Here is a 16,954-nt window from a genome sequence, read left to right as displayed (position 1 = left end):
GACCTCCGCAACGGCCGGGGCGGGGGCGGGGCCGGCGGCGGGCGCGGCGGCTTCGCCCGCGGAAGCCTGCGGCGCGGTCAGACCGCACGCGGTCAGCGCGGCGGCCGCGGCGGTGATGCGCATCGTGGTTCCCCTGGAGATGGGCATGTGTGTCCTGCCTTTCCTTCCTTGCGCGCTGTGGTCCGCGCGTTCGTGTCAGCCGGCGGGGCCGCGCGCGGCGTCGGCGCCGGCCACCCGGGCCCGGCCGCGCGCGTCCCCCGACGTGCGTGCGTGGGTACGCCGCTACTCGAAGTACGAGGCGGTCGTGCAGTGCCCGCCGTCCGGATTGACCCCGGGACTGTCGAGCAGGTCGATGTCCCAGGGGTTGCTGGCCTGGCCGGAGGTGTCCGTGCACCGGCCGTACGGGCTGTCCCCGCCGGTCGGTTTCGTGAACGTGTAGTAGTCACCGCGCCGGGCGGGCGCCGCGGAGCCGGCGGGCCGGCCGTCCAGACCGGCCGCCCGGCCGTTGACGTACAGGTACTGGTCCGGCATGTAGCTGGAGCGGAGCAGTTCGTCCGCGCCGGGCTCGCGGACACTGCCGTCGGCGCAGGACCAGAAGTGCAGCTCCTGCCAGATCGGCGGTGCGTGGGCGAACAGCCCGCTGTCGTTGAAGAAGTAGTTGGTGATGTCGGCGGCCACCAGCCACACCTCCGGTGCCACGTCGTGGTGGAACTGGAGCTCCGATGCCCAGTTGCCGACGGACTGGTCGAGCCAGGCGCCGTCGCTCACCGCCACCCGGTAGCCGATCGAGCCGCCGGAGGTGTACTGAACGGCCACGCAGTCGGCCGGTGCGGTGTCCGAGGCCGGCTGCCCGGCGTCGGTGATCGACACCGGGCCGCTCGCGGTGGGTTCGTAGGCGCGGCCGGGAATGGCGCCGGTGAGGTTGGTGCTGGTACGGGTCTCGGTGCCGGTGTGCTCGTTGAGGTCGACGGCGGTGAAGTCGAGGTTCGGCGCCGGTATCCCGTAGTCCTCCTCGACGGCGGCGAAGGTGTCCCGGATGAACTGCGGCAGATGGGTGTCCCCGGTTCTGTCGTCGAACTCGGCGCGCTCCGCGCCCCGGAGGATCTCCCCGGTCTCCAGCACGATGGAGGACACCGTCACGCTCGACCTGACCTTGTACGACCCGTCGTCCAGGTCGAACCAGCCGGGTTTGTCCGTGCCGTCCGGTCGTTGGGTGTGCGGGTTGGAGAAGTTCAGCCACGCCGGGATGGAGCTGCCCGGCGGGTGGTCGACCGGGTCGGTGCCGGCGGACTCCGCCTGGCTGTGCCACGCCCGCATCGCCTGTTTCATCGCCGGGCCGACGCAGCCGCTTCTGGGGTCCCCGGAGCAGGTCTCGGCGTCCACGACGTCGCCGCTGCGGTCCATCGCCCAGTTGTGCAGCTCTGCGCGGTCGGCGAAGGGCGAGGCCAGGACCTCGGCGAACGGGTAGGCGTCCAGGTTCTGGTTCTCGTCGAAGTAGGCCACCGCGTCCACCGTGTTCTCGACGAACTCGCCCTCGACGGGGATCACCATGGCCGCGTCGAAGGCGACGTTGTCCTCGCCCCGGCCGCCGGGCACGAAGTTGTCCAGCCGGACGACCGGCTTGTTGTCGAACGCGTAGGCGCCGAGCAGCACCCAGCGGTTGCCCTCACCGTGCTGCCGGATGATCCGTTCCTCGGTGCCGCCGGCCGTCTCGATCTCGTACCGCGCGTACTCGGTGCGAGCGCCGTGGTCGGGCAGGTGGACGGCGACCAGGCCGGGGCCGCTGACCGTCCGGTCGAACGCCCACGTGCCCTCGACCCGCAGGCGCCACCCCTTCTCGTCGGGGTGCCGGCCGTGCGCGAAGTAGAAGCCGGCCCCGAACCCGGCGCCGATCTGGTGGAAGTCCACCTTGGCCGGCCAGACCTGGTCACCGTGCTGCGTCTCGCCCGTCCCGAAGTCGACGGTGAACTCGCCACCGCTGGTCCATCTCTTCTCGCATCCCGGCCGGACCGACGGCGTGTGCTCTGAGAGGTTGTCGATGAGGAGCGCGTTCGCGGGGACGTCGCCGAGTGCGCAGTTGGGCGGGTACGCGGTTCCGTCCGCCTCCTCGGGGTAGCTGGAGTTGAACCTGATGAACTCGTTGCCGCAGGTGGCGGCGCAGTCGCTCTTCCAGGTCACCTCCTGGTGCCACCAGCACCTGAAGTCCGAGCGCCCGCAGGGCCCGGCGTCGGAGGTGATGGCCTCCGGGTCGCAGTCGTTGGCCGCGGTGCAGAACAGCGTCATCGGCGGCTTGACGCCCGCCCGGTGGTACTTGGCGGAGCCGGGGGTCAGCGCGTCGCCCTCGGTGCCGTTCCAGGTCGCCGGGCGGAAGGCCGGGACCGTCGTGTTCGGCGCCTCCAGGGCCTCCGGCGGCTGTGCGGCGAAGCCCAGCACCTTCTCCTGGTACGGCCAGTCCTGCGGGTGGGCGGCATCGGCGTGCTGCGGGTTTCCGTAGCGGTCCTCCATGAAGTTGTCCCGTGCCGGGTCCCATTCGGGGTTCGCGGGGTTGTTGAACCAGCCCACGCCCCAGGCGCCGCCGTTGTCCCCGGCATCGGACTGCGGGTAGAAGCCGGAGTTGTACGCCCACAGCGCGAAGAACCAGTTCTCCGGCTTCGCCGGGTCGCCGTTGTTCACGGTCATCCCGGCGGTGCGGGTCTGGTTCCACTTCTCCCCCAGGATCGTCAGGCCAGCGGCGACGTTGGCGGTGTAGTCCAGGGCCACCGCCCGCTGCTTCTGGTAGGGCCAGGCAGCCGGTCCGCCGTCCTCCTCTCCGGCGCGCCGCATGTGGTCGGTGACCTGCATGATCCCGTAGCCGCAGTCGGCTTCGGCCCAGTTGATGTCCCAGTCGTTGGACGAGACGCCGTCGTAGAGGTCGATGCCGTAGTAGTTGCCGATCAGCGGGTTGCCGGTGACGCCGGGGACCGTGAAGCGGGACGCCTGCCACAGGTTGGACTCCTGCATGGCCACCCCGAGCGCGACCTGCGCGGGGATCCGGCCGCCGCCGGAGAGCGCGGGCGCCGGGAACATGTCGGCGGACTGCGGCCGGTAGGCGGGCATGTCCAGGTTCTTCCAGTCGGCCGGGCGGGAGATGTGGTCGTCGAGCGTGCCCTTGACCGCCTGGTTGAGCGCCCACTCCACCTGCCGCGGCTTGGGCTGCATCGCCTGGTTGCGGGGGTCGTTGCGCGGTACGGAGCAGGTGCGTTCGCTCTCGATGATCTCCGTACGGGAGGCCGTCGTCCGCGGCGCGCCGTCCGCCGCCGGCCCCCCGGCGCTCTCGCCGGTGGCCACCGTGCCGGGGTCCACGGTGAACGCGACGTCCTTCCCGGTCGCCCGCGCGGTCATCTCGATGCGGACGGGGCGGGACGCGGCCACAGCGCCGGCCGCGCCGGTGCCGCCGTCCGTGCCGGCGTCGGCCGTGTGCGTCACCAGCGCACCGCCCCCGGCGGACGCCCTGGCGTCGCGCGGCGTGCCGGGCAGCACCCGGACGCCGTCCGGCAGGTCGTCGGCGACCTGCTTCGTCTTGCCGGTCAGCCAGACCCCGCCGGTGGCCGTACGGGTCAGCCCGGTGCCGTTCAGCGGCCCCTCGGCGAGCGTCCGCGGCGTGCCGGCACCCGGCGTCTGCGCGCCGTCCGCGAGCTGCCCGGCGGTGAGGTGCCCGGCCCGGGCGGTCTCGTCGCCGTCGTGGTCCATGAAGACCAGGCCGCCGCCGGAGTCCGGGGTCAGCCGGTAGGGGGTGCCGTCGGTGCGGGCGACGTCGGTCAGCCCACCGGCGCCGGACACCCGCACCACGCGGCCCGCGGCGGCGGCGTACACCTTGTCGCCGACGGGGACGGCGGAGGTGACCTGGCCGGGCACCTCGACGGCCGCGGCCGTCTCAGCCGACGGGACGTCCAGCGAAATCAGCCTGGTGGCGTCCAGGCCCTCGCCTCCGGCCCGGGTCAGCACCGCCGTATCGGCCACCCCGCAGCCGGGGTTGTAGTACGACAGCGAACTCTGCACCGGCAGCTTGCGGACCTCACCGCTGTCCAGGCTGACCACCGCGGTGAACGCCCCGCGTGCCATGAGCGCAGGCTCGTTCGTGAACGTGCGCGGCGCGTACACGACCACCGCCCACTCGCCGGACCCGGTCACGCACGCGTTGCCGATCCAGCTGTCTGCGTCGAAGCCGGGCTCGGCCAGCGTGGCTGCCGTACGCCACGCGTAGCCCTCGCGGGCATCGGCCACCAGCAGATGGAACCCGGCCGCGTCCCCGGTCGTGGTCCAGGCCCGGTCCCCGGAGGACTCCCAGCCCTCGCCGAGTACCTCGGCCCGCTTGTCCGGAGGCACACCGCCGCCGGTCGCGGGCTCGGGGACGGACTCCTGCGCCGGAACGGCCGGTTCCAGCTGGTCCCAGACCTCGGAAACCGAGGACGGTGGCTCTGCCGCCTGGGAGACGGGAGCCTGCAGGAGGCCGACCCCGAGCGTGACGGCGAGCACCGCGGTCAGCCGTCGGCGGGGCCTGCGTAATCTGTGTCGGTATGTCATCCCGCCCCTTTCCGGGCAGCGGTGGCCCGTCCGCCGAGCAGCAGTCTCGTGCCAGGTGCCGTGCGGCTCTCCTGGTGAGAGAGGTGGTCAGCTTTTCCTCGTGAACGCGAGGCTGCGGCTCGTCCTGAAAGCACCATAGATACGGCGAACGTGGATCCGGTAAGAGCACGCTGCTCAGTTCGGCACCGGAAGTGTGCACCGTGTTCACCCCCCGTCGTAGCTCGGCGGGGTTCTGCCGGCGGCCGGCGTCGGGTGACTGCCGGTCGCTGCCTCCGGGCGGCGCGGTTCAGTGGGAGTGGTCGGGCACTTCCCAGAAGAAGCTGCTGAAGTAGTCCGGCCCGGGCGGGGTGAACTCGGGTCCCTGCGGCACCTCGACGCGCCGCCAGAGCCGGTGGGAGCCGAACGGGCCGAAGTTCCCGAGGGCGGCCTTCTGCTGGGCGAGGAAGTCCCACAGCTGCGGCGGCCGGACCTGCTCGGGGTGTTCGGTCTCCGGCCAGCTGGGCGGGGAGGCCGTTTGCCGTATACCGCGGTGTGCGGAGGCGGAGAGATGGGTGCCCAGGGAGCCGGAGACCGCCAGCCGGCGCAGGGCCAGCTCGCGGTCGAGCACCTCCGGGGCGGTGCGGTCACCCTCCCCGACACGGCGGCAGTACTGCTCCTGCGCCCGGCGGACGAGCCGGTCGCCGGCCGCGGTACGCGGGGAGATCTGTCCGACGGCCCGGTGCGACCACAGCATCAGCAGCCCGGACCCCGCGGCCATCACGACCCCCGCGGCGAGGTACGGCAGACCGGCGGAGACGTCGCGCGCCAGGGCCATGCCGGCGAAGGTGCCGTACAGCACCACCGCCAGCCCCAGCGCCATCGACAGGCCGAGCGCCAGCCGCGCGACCGCGTAGCGGCTCCGCGCCCGGTACAGGTGCCGGTCATGCGGGCGCAGCCCCCGGGCCTCCAGGGTCCGCCACAGCGGCTCGGTCCCGTCGGTGAGCAGCCCCCAGGCGAAGACCGGCTTGAGGGCGGCCGGCTGCCGCTCCCGGACCACCGCGAGGAGCGCGCGATGCAGGGGGGACGGCGCGGCGGCGTCCCGCTCCCGCCCCTGCTGCTCTTCGCGCAGCTCCACCGCGTGCTCGCGCATCCGGCGGGTACGGGTGAGCCGCAGGTCCCCGGTGAGGTACAGCCCGGTGAGCAGCACCTGGGTGACCCGGGCCGGCCCTCCGGCCAGCAACGCCAGCGCCGTGGCGTCCAGGTCGCCGGGCTCCGGCACCGGCCCCCGCGGCAGCGCCCCGGCGGCGCGCCCGTAGTCGGCCAGCACCCGGCGCCGTACGAACGGAAGCCACGCCCAGGCCAGCAGGGTCAGGCCGAGGAGCACGGCCACCGCGGCCTGCAGAACGTGGACACCCACCGGGAACCTCCCGAACCGACGATGTGATCATCGAGCGGCTACCCGCCCGCCCGGCACTGATTCCCGGCCCGGCCGGCAACCCCCACCTGGCACACCGGGCGGACCGGAACGGCCGGGCCGCGGGGGCGAGTCCGGCGCACGCGGCCGGGGGGAGCCGGGGAGGTGTCAGTCGGGCGTGACGGTGCCGTCGGCGTCCATGGCCGGGTGGAGTCTGCCGGGGCCGTAGTCGTCGACGTCCGAGGGGCGGGGGGTTTCGGGGCCGTCGGGCCCGATGCGGATCATCCGCTCCACCCGCACGATCAGGTACCGCTGCCCGCACACCTCAAGCTCGTTGACCCGGTTGCGGCGGCGGAAGTCGTCCGCGGCGCGCCGGCAGACCTCGGCGTCCTCTTCGGGCGGGCCCAGCGGCGGGGGGAACCCGTGGGTGTTGGTGAGGAAGTCGGCCAGCAGGCGCCGTGCCTGCTGCGGGGTGGAGTGCTGGCCGCCGAGCATCGACCAGGTCTCCTCCCTCTCCTGAAGCACCCGGAACGCCGTGGGGAGTATCACCACGCCGGGATGCGAGTCGACGGCCGCCCGGGAGTCCCCGCGCACCTGGCGGGGATAGCGCGCGGAGGTGTACGCGAAGTCGTGCAGCGCGATCCGCAGCATGCCCTCGGCCGGCCCGGTCGCGGCGTCCGGGTCGATGACGAAGCCGTCGGTGCGCGAGGGCGCGGCGTCGGCGCGCTCCCAGCCGTCGGAGTCCGGGTCCGTGGGCCGCGGCGGCTCCGGGCGCCGGCCGTCGGTGCGGGTGAACTCGTCCGCACGCACGATGCGGTAGCGGACGTCGCCGACGCCGACCTCGTCGACCGGCTCGCGCTCCAGCAGCGCCACCGCTGCCAGCAGCCGTCGGCGGTGCCCGCGGTCGACGGCGTCGTCCCGGGCGCTGAACCACAGCCGGGACTGGAGCGAGTCGCGGGCGTGCTGCGGCATGCCGGTGTCCATGTCGCACCGCAGCCGCCACCGCGGCGCGTCGCCCGGCCGCTGCTCGGCGATGCCGAACAACGGCCCGCGCACCAGAAGATACGGATAGCGTTCCGCGTGCCGGGCGGCGTCCGTCTCGGTGACTCCGGCGACGGGGTCGTCCCCGTCGGGCAGGCGGATCGTCACGCGCTGGGGCTCGCCGTCGGCGTCGTCACGCATGTTCCTCAGTGTGCCCGACCCATCACCACACAGTGACCGGTTCGACCGGTTGTTTCGGATACGGACGGCGGCGTACGCGTGCCGGCGTATCCCTCACAGGCCGGGGGCGCCCCACAGCGGGAACCAGCGGCTCAGGTCCTGCTCGATGCGCAGGTCGTTCTCGACCACCGCCTTGACCTGGAGTTCCAGCGGGTTGTCGCGGGTCTCGCCGGGCAACGGGGCGAAGGGGTAGAAGGTGCCGCGCTTGTAGAGGTAGACGAGGGTCAGGGAGTTCGCCTCGGCGTCGCGGAAGCTGACCAGCGAGCAGAGGAGCTGCGGGCCGAAGCCACTGTCCTGCAGCGCCGTGTTCACCGCGTGCAGGTCGCCCACCAGCGCGGGCAGGCTGTCGGGGGTGCGGCGGGAGAGCAGCCACGAGTATCCGTAGTCGTCGCGGCTGAACTCCACCGGCGCGCCGGCCCGTTCGGAGTCCGCGTCCAGCAGGGCCCGTACCTCCTGCCGGATCTGCGCGAAGGCCCCGCCCTCGATGGAGGCGAAGCACACCGAGCCCGCACCGGTCGGGGTGAAGCCGACGGCCGCCTGCAGGGTGATCGCCGCGGAGGGGAGTCCGAAGAGCTGGTCCAGGTCGGGCCTGACCGGCTTGGACCGGCCGAACAGGGAGTCCAGGAAGCCCACGTCGCAGCTCCTTCTCAGGGTGTCCCGCGGCCCGGTCCGCCCAGCTCGGCGGAGACCTCCGCGAGGGCCTCCAGGCGGCGTTCCAGGCTGGGGTGGGTGGAGAACAGGCCGGCCACCGCGGCCCCGGGGCGGCCGAGGGCGGGGGTGAAGAAGAACGCGTTGAACGCCTGGGCGGTACGCAGATCCTTGGTGGGGATACGGGCCATATCCCCGCTGATCTTGGTGAGCGCCGACGCCAGCGCGGACGGCTTCGCGGTCAGCATGGCCGCGGCGCGGTCGGCGGCCAGCTCCCGGTAGCGCGAGAGCGCGCGGATCAGCAGGAAGCTGAGCGCGTAGACGAGTGCGGAGACCGCCATGACCGCGGCGAGGACGGCGACGGTGTTCTGGTCGCGCTGGCGTCCGCCGAAGAGCTGGGAGTAGAAGGCGAAGCGGACGACGAGCCCCGCGATCACACCCAGGAACGAGGCGATGGTGATCACCGCCACGTCACGGTGCGCCACATGGGACAGCTCGTGGGCGAGGACGCCTTCGAGCTCCTCGGTCGTCAGGCGGTGCTGCAGCCCGCTGGTGACGCAGACGACGGCGTGGTCGGCGTTGCGGCCGGTGGCGAACGCGTTCGGCAGATCCATGTCGGAGACGGCCACCCGCGGTTTGGGCATGTCCGCGGTGGCGCACAGCCGGTCGACGAGGCCGTGCAGCTGGGGTTGCTCTTCGGCCGTGACGATGCGGCCGCGCATCGCGTACAGGGCGATCCGGTCCGAGAACCAGTACTGCGCGGCCAGCAGCCCGGCGGCGATGACGACCACCAGGACGACGGACTTGAGCAGGACGATCAGCGCGGCGACGAACGCCACGTACACCAACCCGAGCAGGAACATCGTGACCACCATGCGCGTGGTCAGCTGCCGGTCGTGCTCAAAGCGACTACGCATCGGCCCTCACCCTCCGGGAGCAGACCGGAACAGACCGGAACAGGGCGGCGACACGGTGAGTGACGCTGGTCATGACGACCGCCTTCCCTCGCCTCTCGACTCCGGGTGCCACGCGGGACCGGCGGGTAGTCGCGGTTACGTGCGGTACGAGGCCACTCCGCCGCGCACGGCCGTCACCCCGGCCATGGCCCTTCCATTGTCCCGCACCCTGCCGACACGGCATCCCGGCTGCTCAGGGCCGGTGCGCGCCCCGGGCCCGCACGTCGGTACGGCACGGTACGGGGCGGCACCCCCGGGGGGCCCGTCACGGGGCCCGTCACGGGCGGCTCAGCCGACGGGCCGCCGTGAGCGCCCTGGGCCCTCACGGCGCAGCAGCAGGTACGCGACGCGCAGCAGCACGCTGGTGGCCGGCACCCAGGCGAACTGGTACCAGTAGAAGAAGGGGATCCCCACCAGCTCCGGCTCCCCACGTGCGTACCAGGGGACCCAGAGCAGGCCGACGGCCGGTGCCAGCAGGCACACACCGGCCACGGCCGGCCGGAGCACGCCGCTCCCGCTCCCGGGAGCGCGCCGGTGTCCGTCCCGTGTCACGGCGCCCTCCTGCTGCCCGTGGACGTGGTCCTTGCCCACACCGTTCGGCCGGCGGGAGACTTCCTGCGGTTTTCCACGGCCTTCCTGTCCTCCGAACAGCATGTTCGCGCAACTCGAAGGAAACAAGACCTCTGCACACCCGCCGGGACGGTGATCGATGACGGAAGGCGCCATGCTCATCGCCTTCGTGTCGGTCATCGGCGGCACGTCCCTCCTGGCCCTGACCGCGCGCAGGTTCCAGCGGCGCGACACCCTGCCCTCGCTGGAGGGCTGGGCTCTGGCCGACCGAGGCCTGGGGCCGGTGTGGACCTGGCTGCTGCTCGGCGGCACGGTGTTCACCGCGTACACCTTCGCCGCCGTACCGGGACTGGTGTACGGCCAGGGTGCCTACGGGTTCTTCGCACTGCCCTACACGGTGATCGTCTGGCCGCTGGCCTTCCTGCTGCTTCCCCGGCTGTGGTCGGTGGCCCGCCGCCACGGCTACGTGACCGCGGCCGACTTCGTCCGGGGGCGCTACGGCTCGCCGCCGCTGGCCCTCGTCGTCGCCCTCACCGGGATCCTGGCGACCATGCCCTACCTGGCCCTCCAGCTGCTGGGCATCCGCGCGATGCTGACGGCCGGCGGGCTGTATCCGCGCGGAGCCGCCGGGGACCTGCTGATGGTCGCGCTGTTCGCCGGGCTGGCCGTGGCGACCTACCACCACGGGCTGCGGGCTCCGACCGTGATCTCGGCGATGAAGGGCGCGGCGATCTTCTGCTCGGTCTGCGCCGCCGTGGCGCTGGTGCTGCCCCGGCTGGGCGGGCCGGGCGCCATGTTCGAGACCGCGGCACGGGAGCTGGCCGCACGTGGGCCCGCTGACGCCTCCGTGGCCCTCGCCGCCGATCAGCACGCCGCGTACGCCTCCCTGGCGCTGGGTTCGGCGCTGGCGCTGCTGATGTACCCGCATGTACTCACCGCGGCCTTCGCCGCCTCCGGGCCGGACACCCTGCGCCGCGTGTCCCTCGCGCTGCCCGCCTGGACCGGTGTGCTCGGCCTGTTCGGGGTGCTCGGCATCGCGGCTCTCGCCGCGGGCGTCGACGCCCCCCGCGGGGCCGCCGAGAGCGCTGTCGGGATGCTGGTGGACGACCTCATGCCCGCCGCGCTGGCCGGACTGGTCTTCGGCGCGTTCGCCGTGGGTGCCCTGGTACCGGCGGCGGTGATGTCGATCGCGGCGGCGACCTCGTTCGTCCGCAACGTCTACGTCGAGTACGTCCATCCGACCGCCACGCCCAAGCGCCAGGTGCGCATCGCCCGTGTCGTGTCGCTGACCGCGAAGGTGGGCGCCGTCGCCTTCGTGTTCGGGCTGCGCGACCAGGACGCGATCAATCTCCAGCTGCTGGGCGGGATCTGGATCCTGCAGATCTTCCCCGCCGTCGTCGTCGGGCTGTTCACCCGCCGGCTCCACCACCGTGCCCTGCTGGCGGGCTGGGCCACGGGGATGGCCGCCGGCACGTACCTGGTCGTGCACGAGGGCTTCTCGCCCGTCGTCCTTTTCGGCGTGGGAGGCCACGAGCTGGAGGTTTACGCTGGCCTCGCCGCCCTCGTACTCAACTTCGCGGTCGCCGTGACCGTCACGGCGGCCCTGGACCGTATCGGCACGCCCCGTGGCGGGGACGCCACAGCGCTACCGTCCCGCCTGACCGCCAGGCGCCATCCCGGAGGGGGAGCGAGCAGCTCATGAAACAGATCAGACCGGGCTTCCGCCCCGTCCCGGCGCAGTCGCAGCCCTCCGCACCGCCGCCTGCGCCCGCCGGGGCGGGTGCTCCCGCGGACCGCACGGACCGGGACCCGGCGGCCGGCGGCGCCCCGGCCGGCGGCGCCCCGGACAGGCCCCAGCCCCTGACCTCCCCCGGCGACCTGGACCGCGAAGTCGCCATCGCGCAACTGTTCGACGGACACTACGCGTCGATGCTCCGCCTGGCCACGCTCCTCGGCGCCGACGACCCGGAGAACATCGTGGCTGAGGCCTATTACCAGATCTATCGCAAATGGCGCAAAATACGCGCCGCCGGCTCCGCCGAGGCGTATCTGCGCTCGGTCGTCTGCAATCTGACCCGGATGCGGATCCGGCATCTGCGGGCAGCGCGCAGGCACGTCGAAGCGCCGGTCGACCCGGTGGCGTCCGCGGAGACCTCGGCGCTCCTCCACGACGACCAGCGGGCGCTGGTCTCCGCGTTGCAGCAGCTTCCCGCCCGGCAGCGCGAGGCCCTGGTGCTGCGCCACTGGCTCGGCCTCAAGGAGGGGGAGATAGCGCAGACCATGGGCATCTCCTGCGGTTCGGTCAAGACGCACACCGCCCGCGGGATAGCCGCCCTCACCCAGGCGCTGGAGGCCCGGCGATGAGCACCTCTCCCTCGCCCTCCTCTCCCGGCACCGAGGAGCAGCTCCGCACCGCACTCGAAGCCTTCGCCGAGGGCGTACGGCCCGCACCCGGCGCCTACCGCGCGGCGCACGTCGACTGGCAGCGCAGAGAACGGCGACGCCGGGCCGTCCTCGCGGTGCTGATCACCGTGGTCTTCGCCCTTGCCACCCTGATCGGGCTGTGGGTGCTCAACCAGGCGCCCGCCGAGCCCGGTGTGATCTTCGACGACAGGGTGTCCACCCGCCAGTCGCAGCCCTGAACGGCAGTCGCAGCCCTGAACGGCCCGGCCCGCCGCCCACGGCTGCCGGGCGACGGTGCAGCCGCCGGAAAACTGCACGAAATCTCCTGTCAACCGAACCGGGTCCTGCGGCAACTCTTGAACAGACCGCCGGCCGGCCGGAGCGGGCCGCGTTCCACGTTCCCACCGTCTGCCTGTCAGGTGCACGCCTGGCACAGGGCAGCCGCTCCATCTCCCCAGAACCCAGAGGGCATCTCGTATGAATGCACTTCCGCTGCTGTTGATCGGCCTCGCGATGTTCGCGGGCGGATATGTCCTTTATTCGAAATTCCTGGGCAACCGGGTCTACAAGCTTGACGCGTCCTTCCAGACGCCCGCGCACGACCTGCGGGACGGCGTGGACTACGTCCCGACCAACAAGTTCGTGCTGTGGGGCCACCACTTCACCTCGGTCGCCGGCGCTGCGCCGATCGTCGGCCCCGCGGTCGCCGTGATCTGGGGGTGGCTGCCCGCGTTCCTGTGGGTCACGCTCGGCACGGTCTTCTTCGCGGGCATGCACGACCTGGGCGCCCTGTGGGCCTCGGCCCGCAACAAGGGCCGCTCGATGGGCACTCTCTCCGGCCGCTACATAGGCCGCCGGGGCGCGAACCTCTTCCTCGTCGTGATCTTCCTGCTGCTCCTCATGGTGGTCGCGGCCTTCGCGGTGGTCATCAAGAACCTGCTGATCTCCACCCCCTCCGCGGTGATCCCCGCCTGGGGCGCGGTCGCGGTGGCGCTGCTGATCGGCCAGGCGGTCTACCGCTACAGGATGAGCCTCGGCCTCGTCACCGTGGTCGGTGTCGCGGCGCTCTACGGCCTGATCCTCCTCGGCGACGCCGTCCCGGTGGAGCTGCCCGACCCGATCCTGGGCATGTCCCCGGCGACCTTCTGGATCGTCGCCCTCTTCGTCTACGCCGGGATAGCCTCCCTCCTGCCCGTGTGGGTGCTGCTCCAGCCGCGTGACTACATCAACGGCGTCCAGCTCTTCGTCGGGCTGGGCATCCTGTTCGTCTCGGTGCTGCTGAGCGCCCCGTCGATCGTCGCCCCCGCCGTCAACGACTCCGTGCCCGCGGGCACGCCGGACCTCGTGCCGCTGCTCTTCGTCACGATCGCGTGCGGCGCGATCTCCGGCTTCCACGGCATGGTCTCCTCGGGCACCAGCTCGAAGCAGCTGGACAAGGAGACCGACGCCCGCTTCGTCGGGTACTTCGGCGCGATCGGCGAGGGCATGCTCGCGCTCGGCGCGATCATCGCCGCCGTCGCGGGCTTCCGCACCCTGGCCGACTGGGAGGCCGTCTACAGCGCCTTCGGCGAGGGCGGCGTCGGGGCGTTCGTCACGGGCGGCGGCGAGATCGTCCACAGCGGTCTGGGCCTGCCGGCCTCGCTGAGCGCGACGGTCCTGGCCACCATGGCGATCCTGTTCGCCGCCACCACCATGGACACGGGCCTGCGCCTGCTGCGCTTCGTCGTCCAGGAGGCCGGCGAGGTCGTCAAGGTGAAGATCAACAATGGTGCCGGCACCCTCATCGCGCTCGCCGCCGGTATGGGACTCACCTTCAGCCAGGGCGCCGAGGGCGCCGGCGGCCTCCGTATCTGGCCGCTGTTCGGCACCAGCAACCAGCTGCTGGCCTCCCTGACCCTGTCCATCGTCGCGGTCATGCTGATCCGCAAGCGAAGGAACCCGGCGCCCGCGCTGGTGCCGCTCGCGGTCGTGTTCGCGATGTCGTTCTGGGCCGCGCTCGTGCAGCTCGGCGACCTCTACGACGCCCGGGACTGGCTGCTGCTGACCATCGACGTCGTGATCATCGTCGCCGCCCTGTGGGTCGCCTTCGAGGCGGTCGTCGCGATGCGCCGGGCGTCCCAGGAGCCGCCGGAGGCCCCCGACGCCGATGTGACGGAGAAGGCGGAGCTGAAGGCATGACGTCCCGCTGGGCCTCGCTGCGCGCCGGTCTGGAGGAGTTCTACGCCGGCCCCTACCGGCGTACGTTCGCCCGCGCCCGGCGCGAGGAGGACGACCTCTTCCGTATGGTCGTCCTCGCGGAGGCACTGGGCGTGCCCGACCCGGCGGCGTACTACACCGCCGAGCTGGTTCCCGCCCTCTACGAGGACTTCCACACCTGGCACCTCCGGATGGGCATGGACCGATCGCCACTGGAGCACGTCGGGTGCTGCTAGACCTCATCGCCGCGCGCAGGGTCGTCTTCGTCGGCGGCAAGGGCGGGACCGGCAAGACGTCCATCGCCGCGGCGCTCGCCCTCGGCCGCGCCGGGGCGGGCGCCCGCGTGCTGCTGGTCTCCACCGATCCCGCCCACAACCTCGGTCACCTCTGGGACCGCCCCGTGGGCGACGCGCCCGTGCGCCTCGCCGCCCCCGGGGCACCCCGGGGGCGGGCCGGGGCGGCGGGTTACGTCGACGGGCTGGAGATCGACCCGGAGCACACGGTCGAGCAGCACCTGTCCGCGGTCGCCGCAACGATGCGGCGGCTGCTCCCCGAGCGGATGCACGCGCCGGCCGCCCGGCATCTGGAGCTGGCCCGGCAGGCGCCCGGCACCCACGAGTCGGCGGTACTGGAGCGGATCGCCGAGGCGGTGGAGCTGGGGGCGGAGGCGTACGACCTGGTCGTCTTCGACACCGCCCCGTCCGGCCACACGCTGCGGCTGCTCACGCTGCCCGAGCAGCTCACCTCCTGGACCGAGACCCTGCTCGCCAACCGTGACCGGTCCGAGCGGTTCGGCGCCGCGGTGCGGGGTCTCGGCGGCGGCGCGGAGACCGACCGCGACGCCGAGCTGCGCCGGATGCTCGTACGCCGCCGCAACCGCTTCTCCCGGCTGCGCGAGGCGGTGACGGACCGGGAGCAGACCGGGTTCGTGGTCGTGCTGACCGCCGAGCCGCTCCCGGTCGCCGAGACCGTGGAGGTGTACGGGAAACTCACCGGCCTCGGCGTCGACGTGGCCGCACTCGTCGCCAACCGCCGCTCCCCCGCGGACGCCGGCGAGCTGCTCGCCCGGCGCCGGAGGCAGGAGGACGGGCACCTCGTACGGCTGCGGCGGCAGATCCCGGACGTGCCGCTGCTCGACGTGCCGCTGCTGCCGGGAGACCTGGTGGGCGCGGAGGCGCTGGCGAGACTGGCCGGCCGGCTCGGAGCCTCCTCACCCGGGGATTCCGGATGATGCGCGCCACCGGCCGTTTCCGTGGCCCGGCCGCCGCCGGACGGCCGGGCACCCGGTCCCGCCGGGCGGCGGTGGCGCCGGTTCTCCGTGTGACCGATCTGTCGTGAGTGCCGTCAGCGCAGGTAGTTGACCAGGGACAGGTTGTGTTCGCGGACTCCCTCGATGACCAGGTCCGCTATCCTCCCCGCGCCGTACTCGGAGAAGTGGGTGTTGTCCTTGTACCCGTCCTCCGCCTCGCGCAGGTAGAGCCTGGCGGAGGCGTTCGGTCCCAGCGACTCCACCAGCTCCTTGCTCTTGGCGGTCAGGTCGATCACCGGCACGTCGAGCTGGGCGCCGACCCGGTGCATCTCCGCCGGCAGGTCGACGCCCCTGCCGTTGACATGGAGCGCGGTGGGGGTGAGCCGGCTGCCGTCGAAGTGCCGCCGTACCGGTGGCGTGACGAGAACGGGTTCGCCGCCCCTGTCCCGCACCTGGTTGATCATGGACGAGAGGTTGCCGCGGTACGCCGACGCCGTCGTGGACTTGTCGTTGTGCCCGAACTGGATGAGTACCAGGTCGTCCCTCTTGATCAGCGGCTTCATGGTCGGGAACAGCTTCGAGTTGCGCAGGAAGCTTCCCGAACTCTCGCCGGAGTCGCCGTAGTTGGCCACGACGGCGCCCGCCGACACCCGCGTGGGCATGAGCTGCCCCCATCCGGTCCACGGGGCGAGCATCTGGTCGCACGTCGTCGAGTCGCCTGCCAGGTACACCACCAGCGGGTCGTTCGCCGGCTGCACCGTCAGGCCGGACAGCTTCGGCGCCGAACCGGCGAAGGTGATGTCCAGTCCGGGGTTGCCCTCCCCGCCCTGGCCCGTCGGCTGGCCCTCTGGCTGCCGGACGTTGACGGTGACGGTGTGCCTGGCGATCGTGCCGGCCGCGGTGCCGACCGGGTGCAGGACGCGGCGGCGCGCCTCCACCGACATCGAGGTGTTGCCCGCTGTGTCCCGGTCGCCGATCCATGCGGTGACCTCGTAGTTGCCGGGAGCGACGTCGAAGTGGCAGACGATCGGAGACCTCCGTTCGCACTCCTGCGGCCAGCCGGGCGGTTCCGGTGGGGCGTCTCCGAGTTCGATGGCGAGGTAGTCGATGTTGGGTAGGCCGTCGGTGCCGGTGGGGCTGAGCCGGACGGTGCTGTCACCGGAGTCGAGTGGTACGACGGCGGTTCTGGTGGTCCAGCCGCTCCATCCGCCGGTGGGCTGGAACGACGTCGACAGCACGGTGTCACCGTTAATGATCAGGTCGGCGGGGCGTGCTGCGGTGGAGCCGTTGGCATAGCCGATGGTGAGGGTGGCGGTGTCGGCCTCGGATGCGGTCACGGTGAACTGGGCTGCCGCGCCGACAGCGTTGTCGCCGTTGCAGAATCCGGCGCCGGAGTAGCCGGAGTGGTTGGTGTCGATGGTGCCGTCGCAGGTGGCCGGGGCGGCTTCGGCCTCGTATCGGGTCTCCGCCGCCGCGGCGGAGGCCACCGTGGGGCTGGTGAGGAGTCCGGCCCCGACCGACACCGCGGCAAGCCCGGCACAGAACAGCGACGCACGCCGCCTGGATGAACGCATGAGGGACCCTCCGCGATTGTGATCGAGTCACCGGGACGACGAGGAGGGCAGCCAGCCGGAGCCAACACGAGCCGGCACGGCCCTCGCATGCGGCCGTGTGGCGGGGCGGCGCCGGATCGGCCCGCCCCGCCGCACGTCAGACGCTCTGGCGGGTGAAGCGTTGGTTGGCGCTGCCGTCGTA

At 72.4% G+C, this 16,954-nt stretch carries 13 protein-coding genes; 6 read left to right on the top strand and 7 right to left on the bottom strand.

From position 1 onward, the window contains the following. Positions 1-282 precede the first annotated feature (282 nt). The 6 genes from ABD317_RS20990 to ABD317_RS20965 all read right to left on the bottom strand — a co-directional run bounded on the left by ABD317_RS20990 (position 283) and on the right by ABD317_RS20965 (position 9,288). Positions 283-4,515, bottom strand: a complete 4,233-nt coding sequence (locus ABD317_RS20990; protein WP_344291488.1) for a golvesin C-terminal-like domain-containing protein — start codon at positions 4,513-4,515, stop codon at positions 283-285. Between the two features lie 334 nt (positions 4,516-4,849). Next, positions 4,850-5,959, bottom strand: coding sequence for a TIGR04222 domain-containing membrane protein (locus ABD317_RS20985; protein ID WP_344291487.1), 1,110 nt, complete (start codon positions 5,957-5,959; stop codon positions 4,850-4,852). Between the two features lie 165 nt (positions 5,960-6,124). Further along, positions 6,125-7,138: a DUF5954 family protein gene (locus ABD317_RS20980; RefSeq protein ID WP_344291486.1), complete on the bottom strand. Its 1,014-nt coding sequence runs from the start codon at positions 7,136-7,138 to the stop codon at positions 6,125-6,127. 93 nt (positions 7,139-7,231) lie between these two features. Further along, entirely contained in the window at positions 7,232-7,810 is a 579-nt protein-coding gene (gene pspAB / locus ABD317_RS20975; protein ID WP_027755350.1) for a PspA-associated protein PspAB, read from the bottom strand. A gap of 14 nt (positions 7,811-7,824) precedes the next feature. Beyond that, positions 7,825-8,742: a zinc metalloprotease HtpX gene (gene htpX / locus ABD317_RS20970; RefSeq protein ID WP_027755349.1), complete on the bottom strand. Its 918-nt coding sequence runs from the start codon at positions 8,740-8,742 to the stop codon at positions 7,825-7,827. Positions 8,743-9,069: 327 nt separating this feature from the next. Beyond that, entirely contained in the window at positions 9,070-9,288 is a 219-nt protein-coding gene (locus tag ABD317_RS20965) for a DUF3311 domain-containing protein (protein WP_027755348.1), read from the bottom strand. Positions 9,289-9,490: 202 nt separating this feature from the next. Between ABD317_RS20965 and ABD317_RS20960 the strand changes: the two genes are divergently transcribed. From ABD317_RS20960 to ABD317_RS20935, 6 genes are all read left to right on the top strand, one after another. Further along, a complete protein-coding gene (locus tag ABD317_RS20960; protein WP_344291485.1) occupies positions 9,491-11,053 on the top strand; it encodes a sodium:solute symporter family protein in 1,563 nt (520 codons plus the stop codon). Further along, a complete protein-coding gene (locus ABD317_RS20955) occupies positions 11,050-11,715 on the top strand; it encodes a SigE family RNA polymerase sigma factor (RefSeq protein WP_344291484.1) in 666 nt (221 codons plus the stop codon). Before ABD317_RS20960 ends, ABD317_RS20955 begins: the two co-directional genes overlap by 4 nt. Next, positions 11,712-11,993: a hypothetical protein gene (locus ABD317_RS20950; protein ID WP_027755345.1), complete on the top strand. Its 282-nt coding sequence runs from the start codon at positions 11,712-11,714 to the stop codon at positions 11,991-11,993. Before ABD317_RS20955 ends, ABD317_RS20950 begins: the two co-directional genes overlap by 4 nt. 238 nt (positions 11,994-12,231) lie before the next feature. Then, positions 12,232-13,932 (top strand): carbon starvation CstA family protein, encoded by a 1,701-nt coding sequence (locus ABD317_RS20945; protein ID WP_344291483.1) that lies wholly within the window; start codon positions 12,232-12,234, stop codon positions 13,930-13,932. Beyond that, complete coding sequence (locus tag ABD317_RS20940; protein WP_027755343.1) at positions 13,929-14,186, top strand: cory-CC-star protein; 258 nt, start codon at positions 13,929-13,931, stop codon at positions 14,184-14,186. The genes ABD317_RS20945 and ABD317_RS20940 overlap by 4 nt, the downstream gene beginning before the upstream one ends. After that, positions 14,177-15,181, top strand: a complete 1,005-nt coding sequence (locus ABD317_RS20935) for an ArsA family ATPase (protein WP_344291482.1) — start codon at positions 14,177-14,179, stop codon at positions 15,179-15,181. The genes ABD317_RS20940 and ABD317_RS20935 overlap by 10 nt, the downstream gene beginning before the upstream one ends. Positions 15,182-15,294: 113 nt before the next feature. Here ABD317_RS20935 and ABD317_RS20930 read toward each other — a convergent pair whose 3' ends face one another. Next, positions 15,295-16,773: a GDSL-type esterase/lipase family protein gene (locus ABD317_RS20930; RefSeq protein ID WP_344291481.1), complete on the bottom strand. Its 1,479-nt coding sequence runs from the start codon at positions 16,771-16,773 to the stop codon at positions 15,295-15,297. Positions 16,774-16,954: the final 181 nt, after the last annotated feature.

Source organism: Streptomyces synnematoformans (assembly GCF_039531005.1).
Lineage (GTDB): Bacteria > Actinomycetota > Actinomycetes > Streptomycetales > Streptomycetaceae > Streptomyces > Streptomyces synnematoformans.
Note: the sequence above shows the minus strand (reverse complement) of the source record. Positions and strands in the feature narration are given on the sequence as shown.

What these genes read in the sequence shown, in the direction of transcription:
- ABD317_RS20980 (WP_344291486.1), bottom strand. Translation starts at nt 7,138, where the DNA reads ATGCGTGACGACGCCGACGGCGAGCCCCAGCGCGTGACGATCCGCCTG.
- htpX (WP_027755349.1), bottom strand. Translation starts at nt 8,742, where the DNA reads ATGCGTAGTCGCTTTGAGCACGACCGGCAGCTGACCACGCGCATGGTG.
- ABD317_RS20960 (WP_344291485.1), top strand. Translation starts at nt 9,491, where the DNA reads ATGACGGAAGGCGCCATGCTCATCGCCTTCGTGTCGGTCATCGGCGGC.
- ABD317_RS20955 (WP_344291484.1), top strand. Translation starts at nt 11,050, where the DNA reads ATGAAACAGATCAGACCGGGCTTCCGCCCCGTCCCGGCGCAGTCGCAG.
- ABD317_RS20950 (WP_027755345.1), top strand. Translation starts at nt 11,712, where the DNA reads ATGAGCACCTCTCCCTCGCCCTCCTCTCCCGGCACCGAGGAGCAGCTC.
- ABD317_RS20945 (WP_344291483.1), top strand. Translation starts at nt 12,232, where the DNA reads ATGAATGCACTTCCGCTGCTGTTGATCGGCCTCGCGATGTTCGCGGGC.
- ABD317_RS20940 (WP_027755343.1), top strand. Translation starts at nt 13,929, where the DNA reads ATGACGTCCCGCTGGGCCTCGCTGCGCGCCGGTCTGGAGGAGTTCTAC.
- ABD317_RS20930 (WP_344291481.1), bottom strand. Translation starts at nt 16,773, where the DNA reads ATGCGTTCATCCAGGCGGCGTGCGTCGCTGTTCTGTGCCGGGCTTGCC.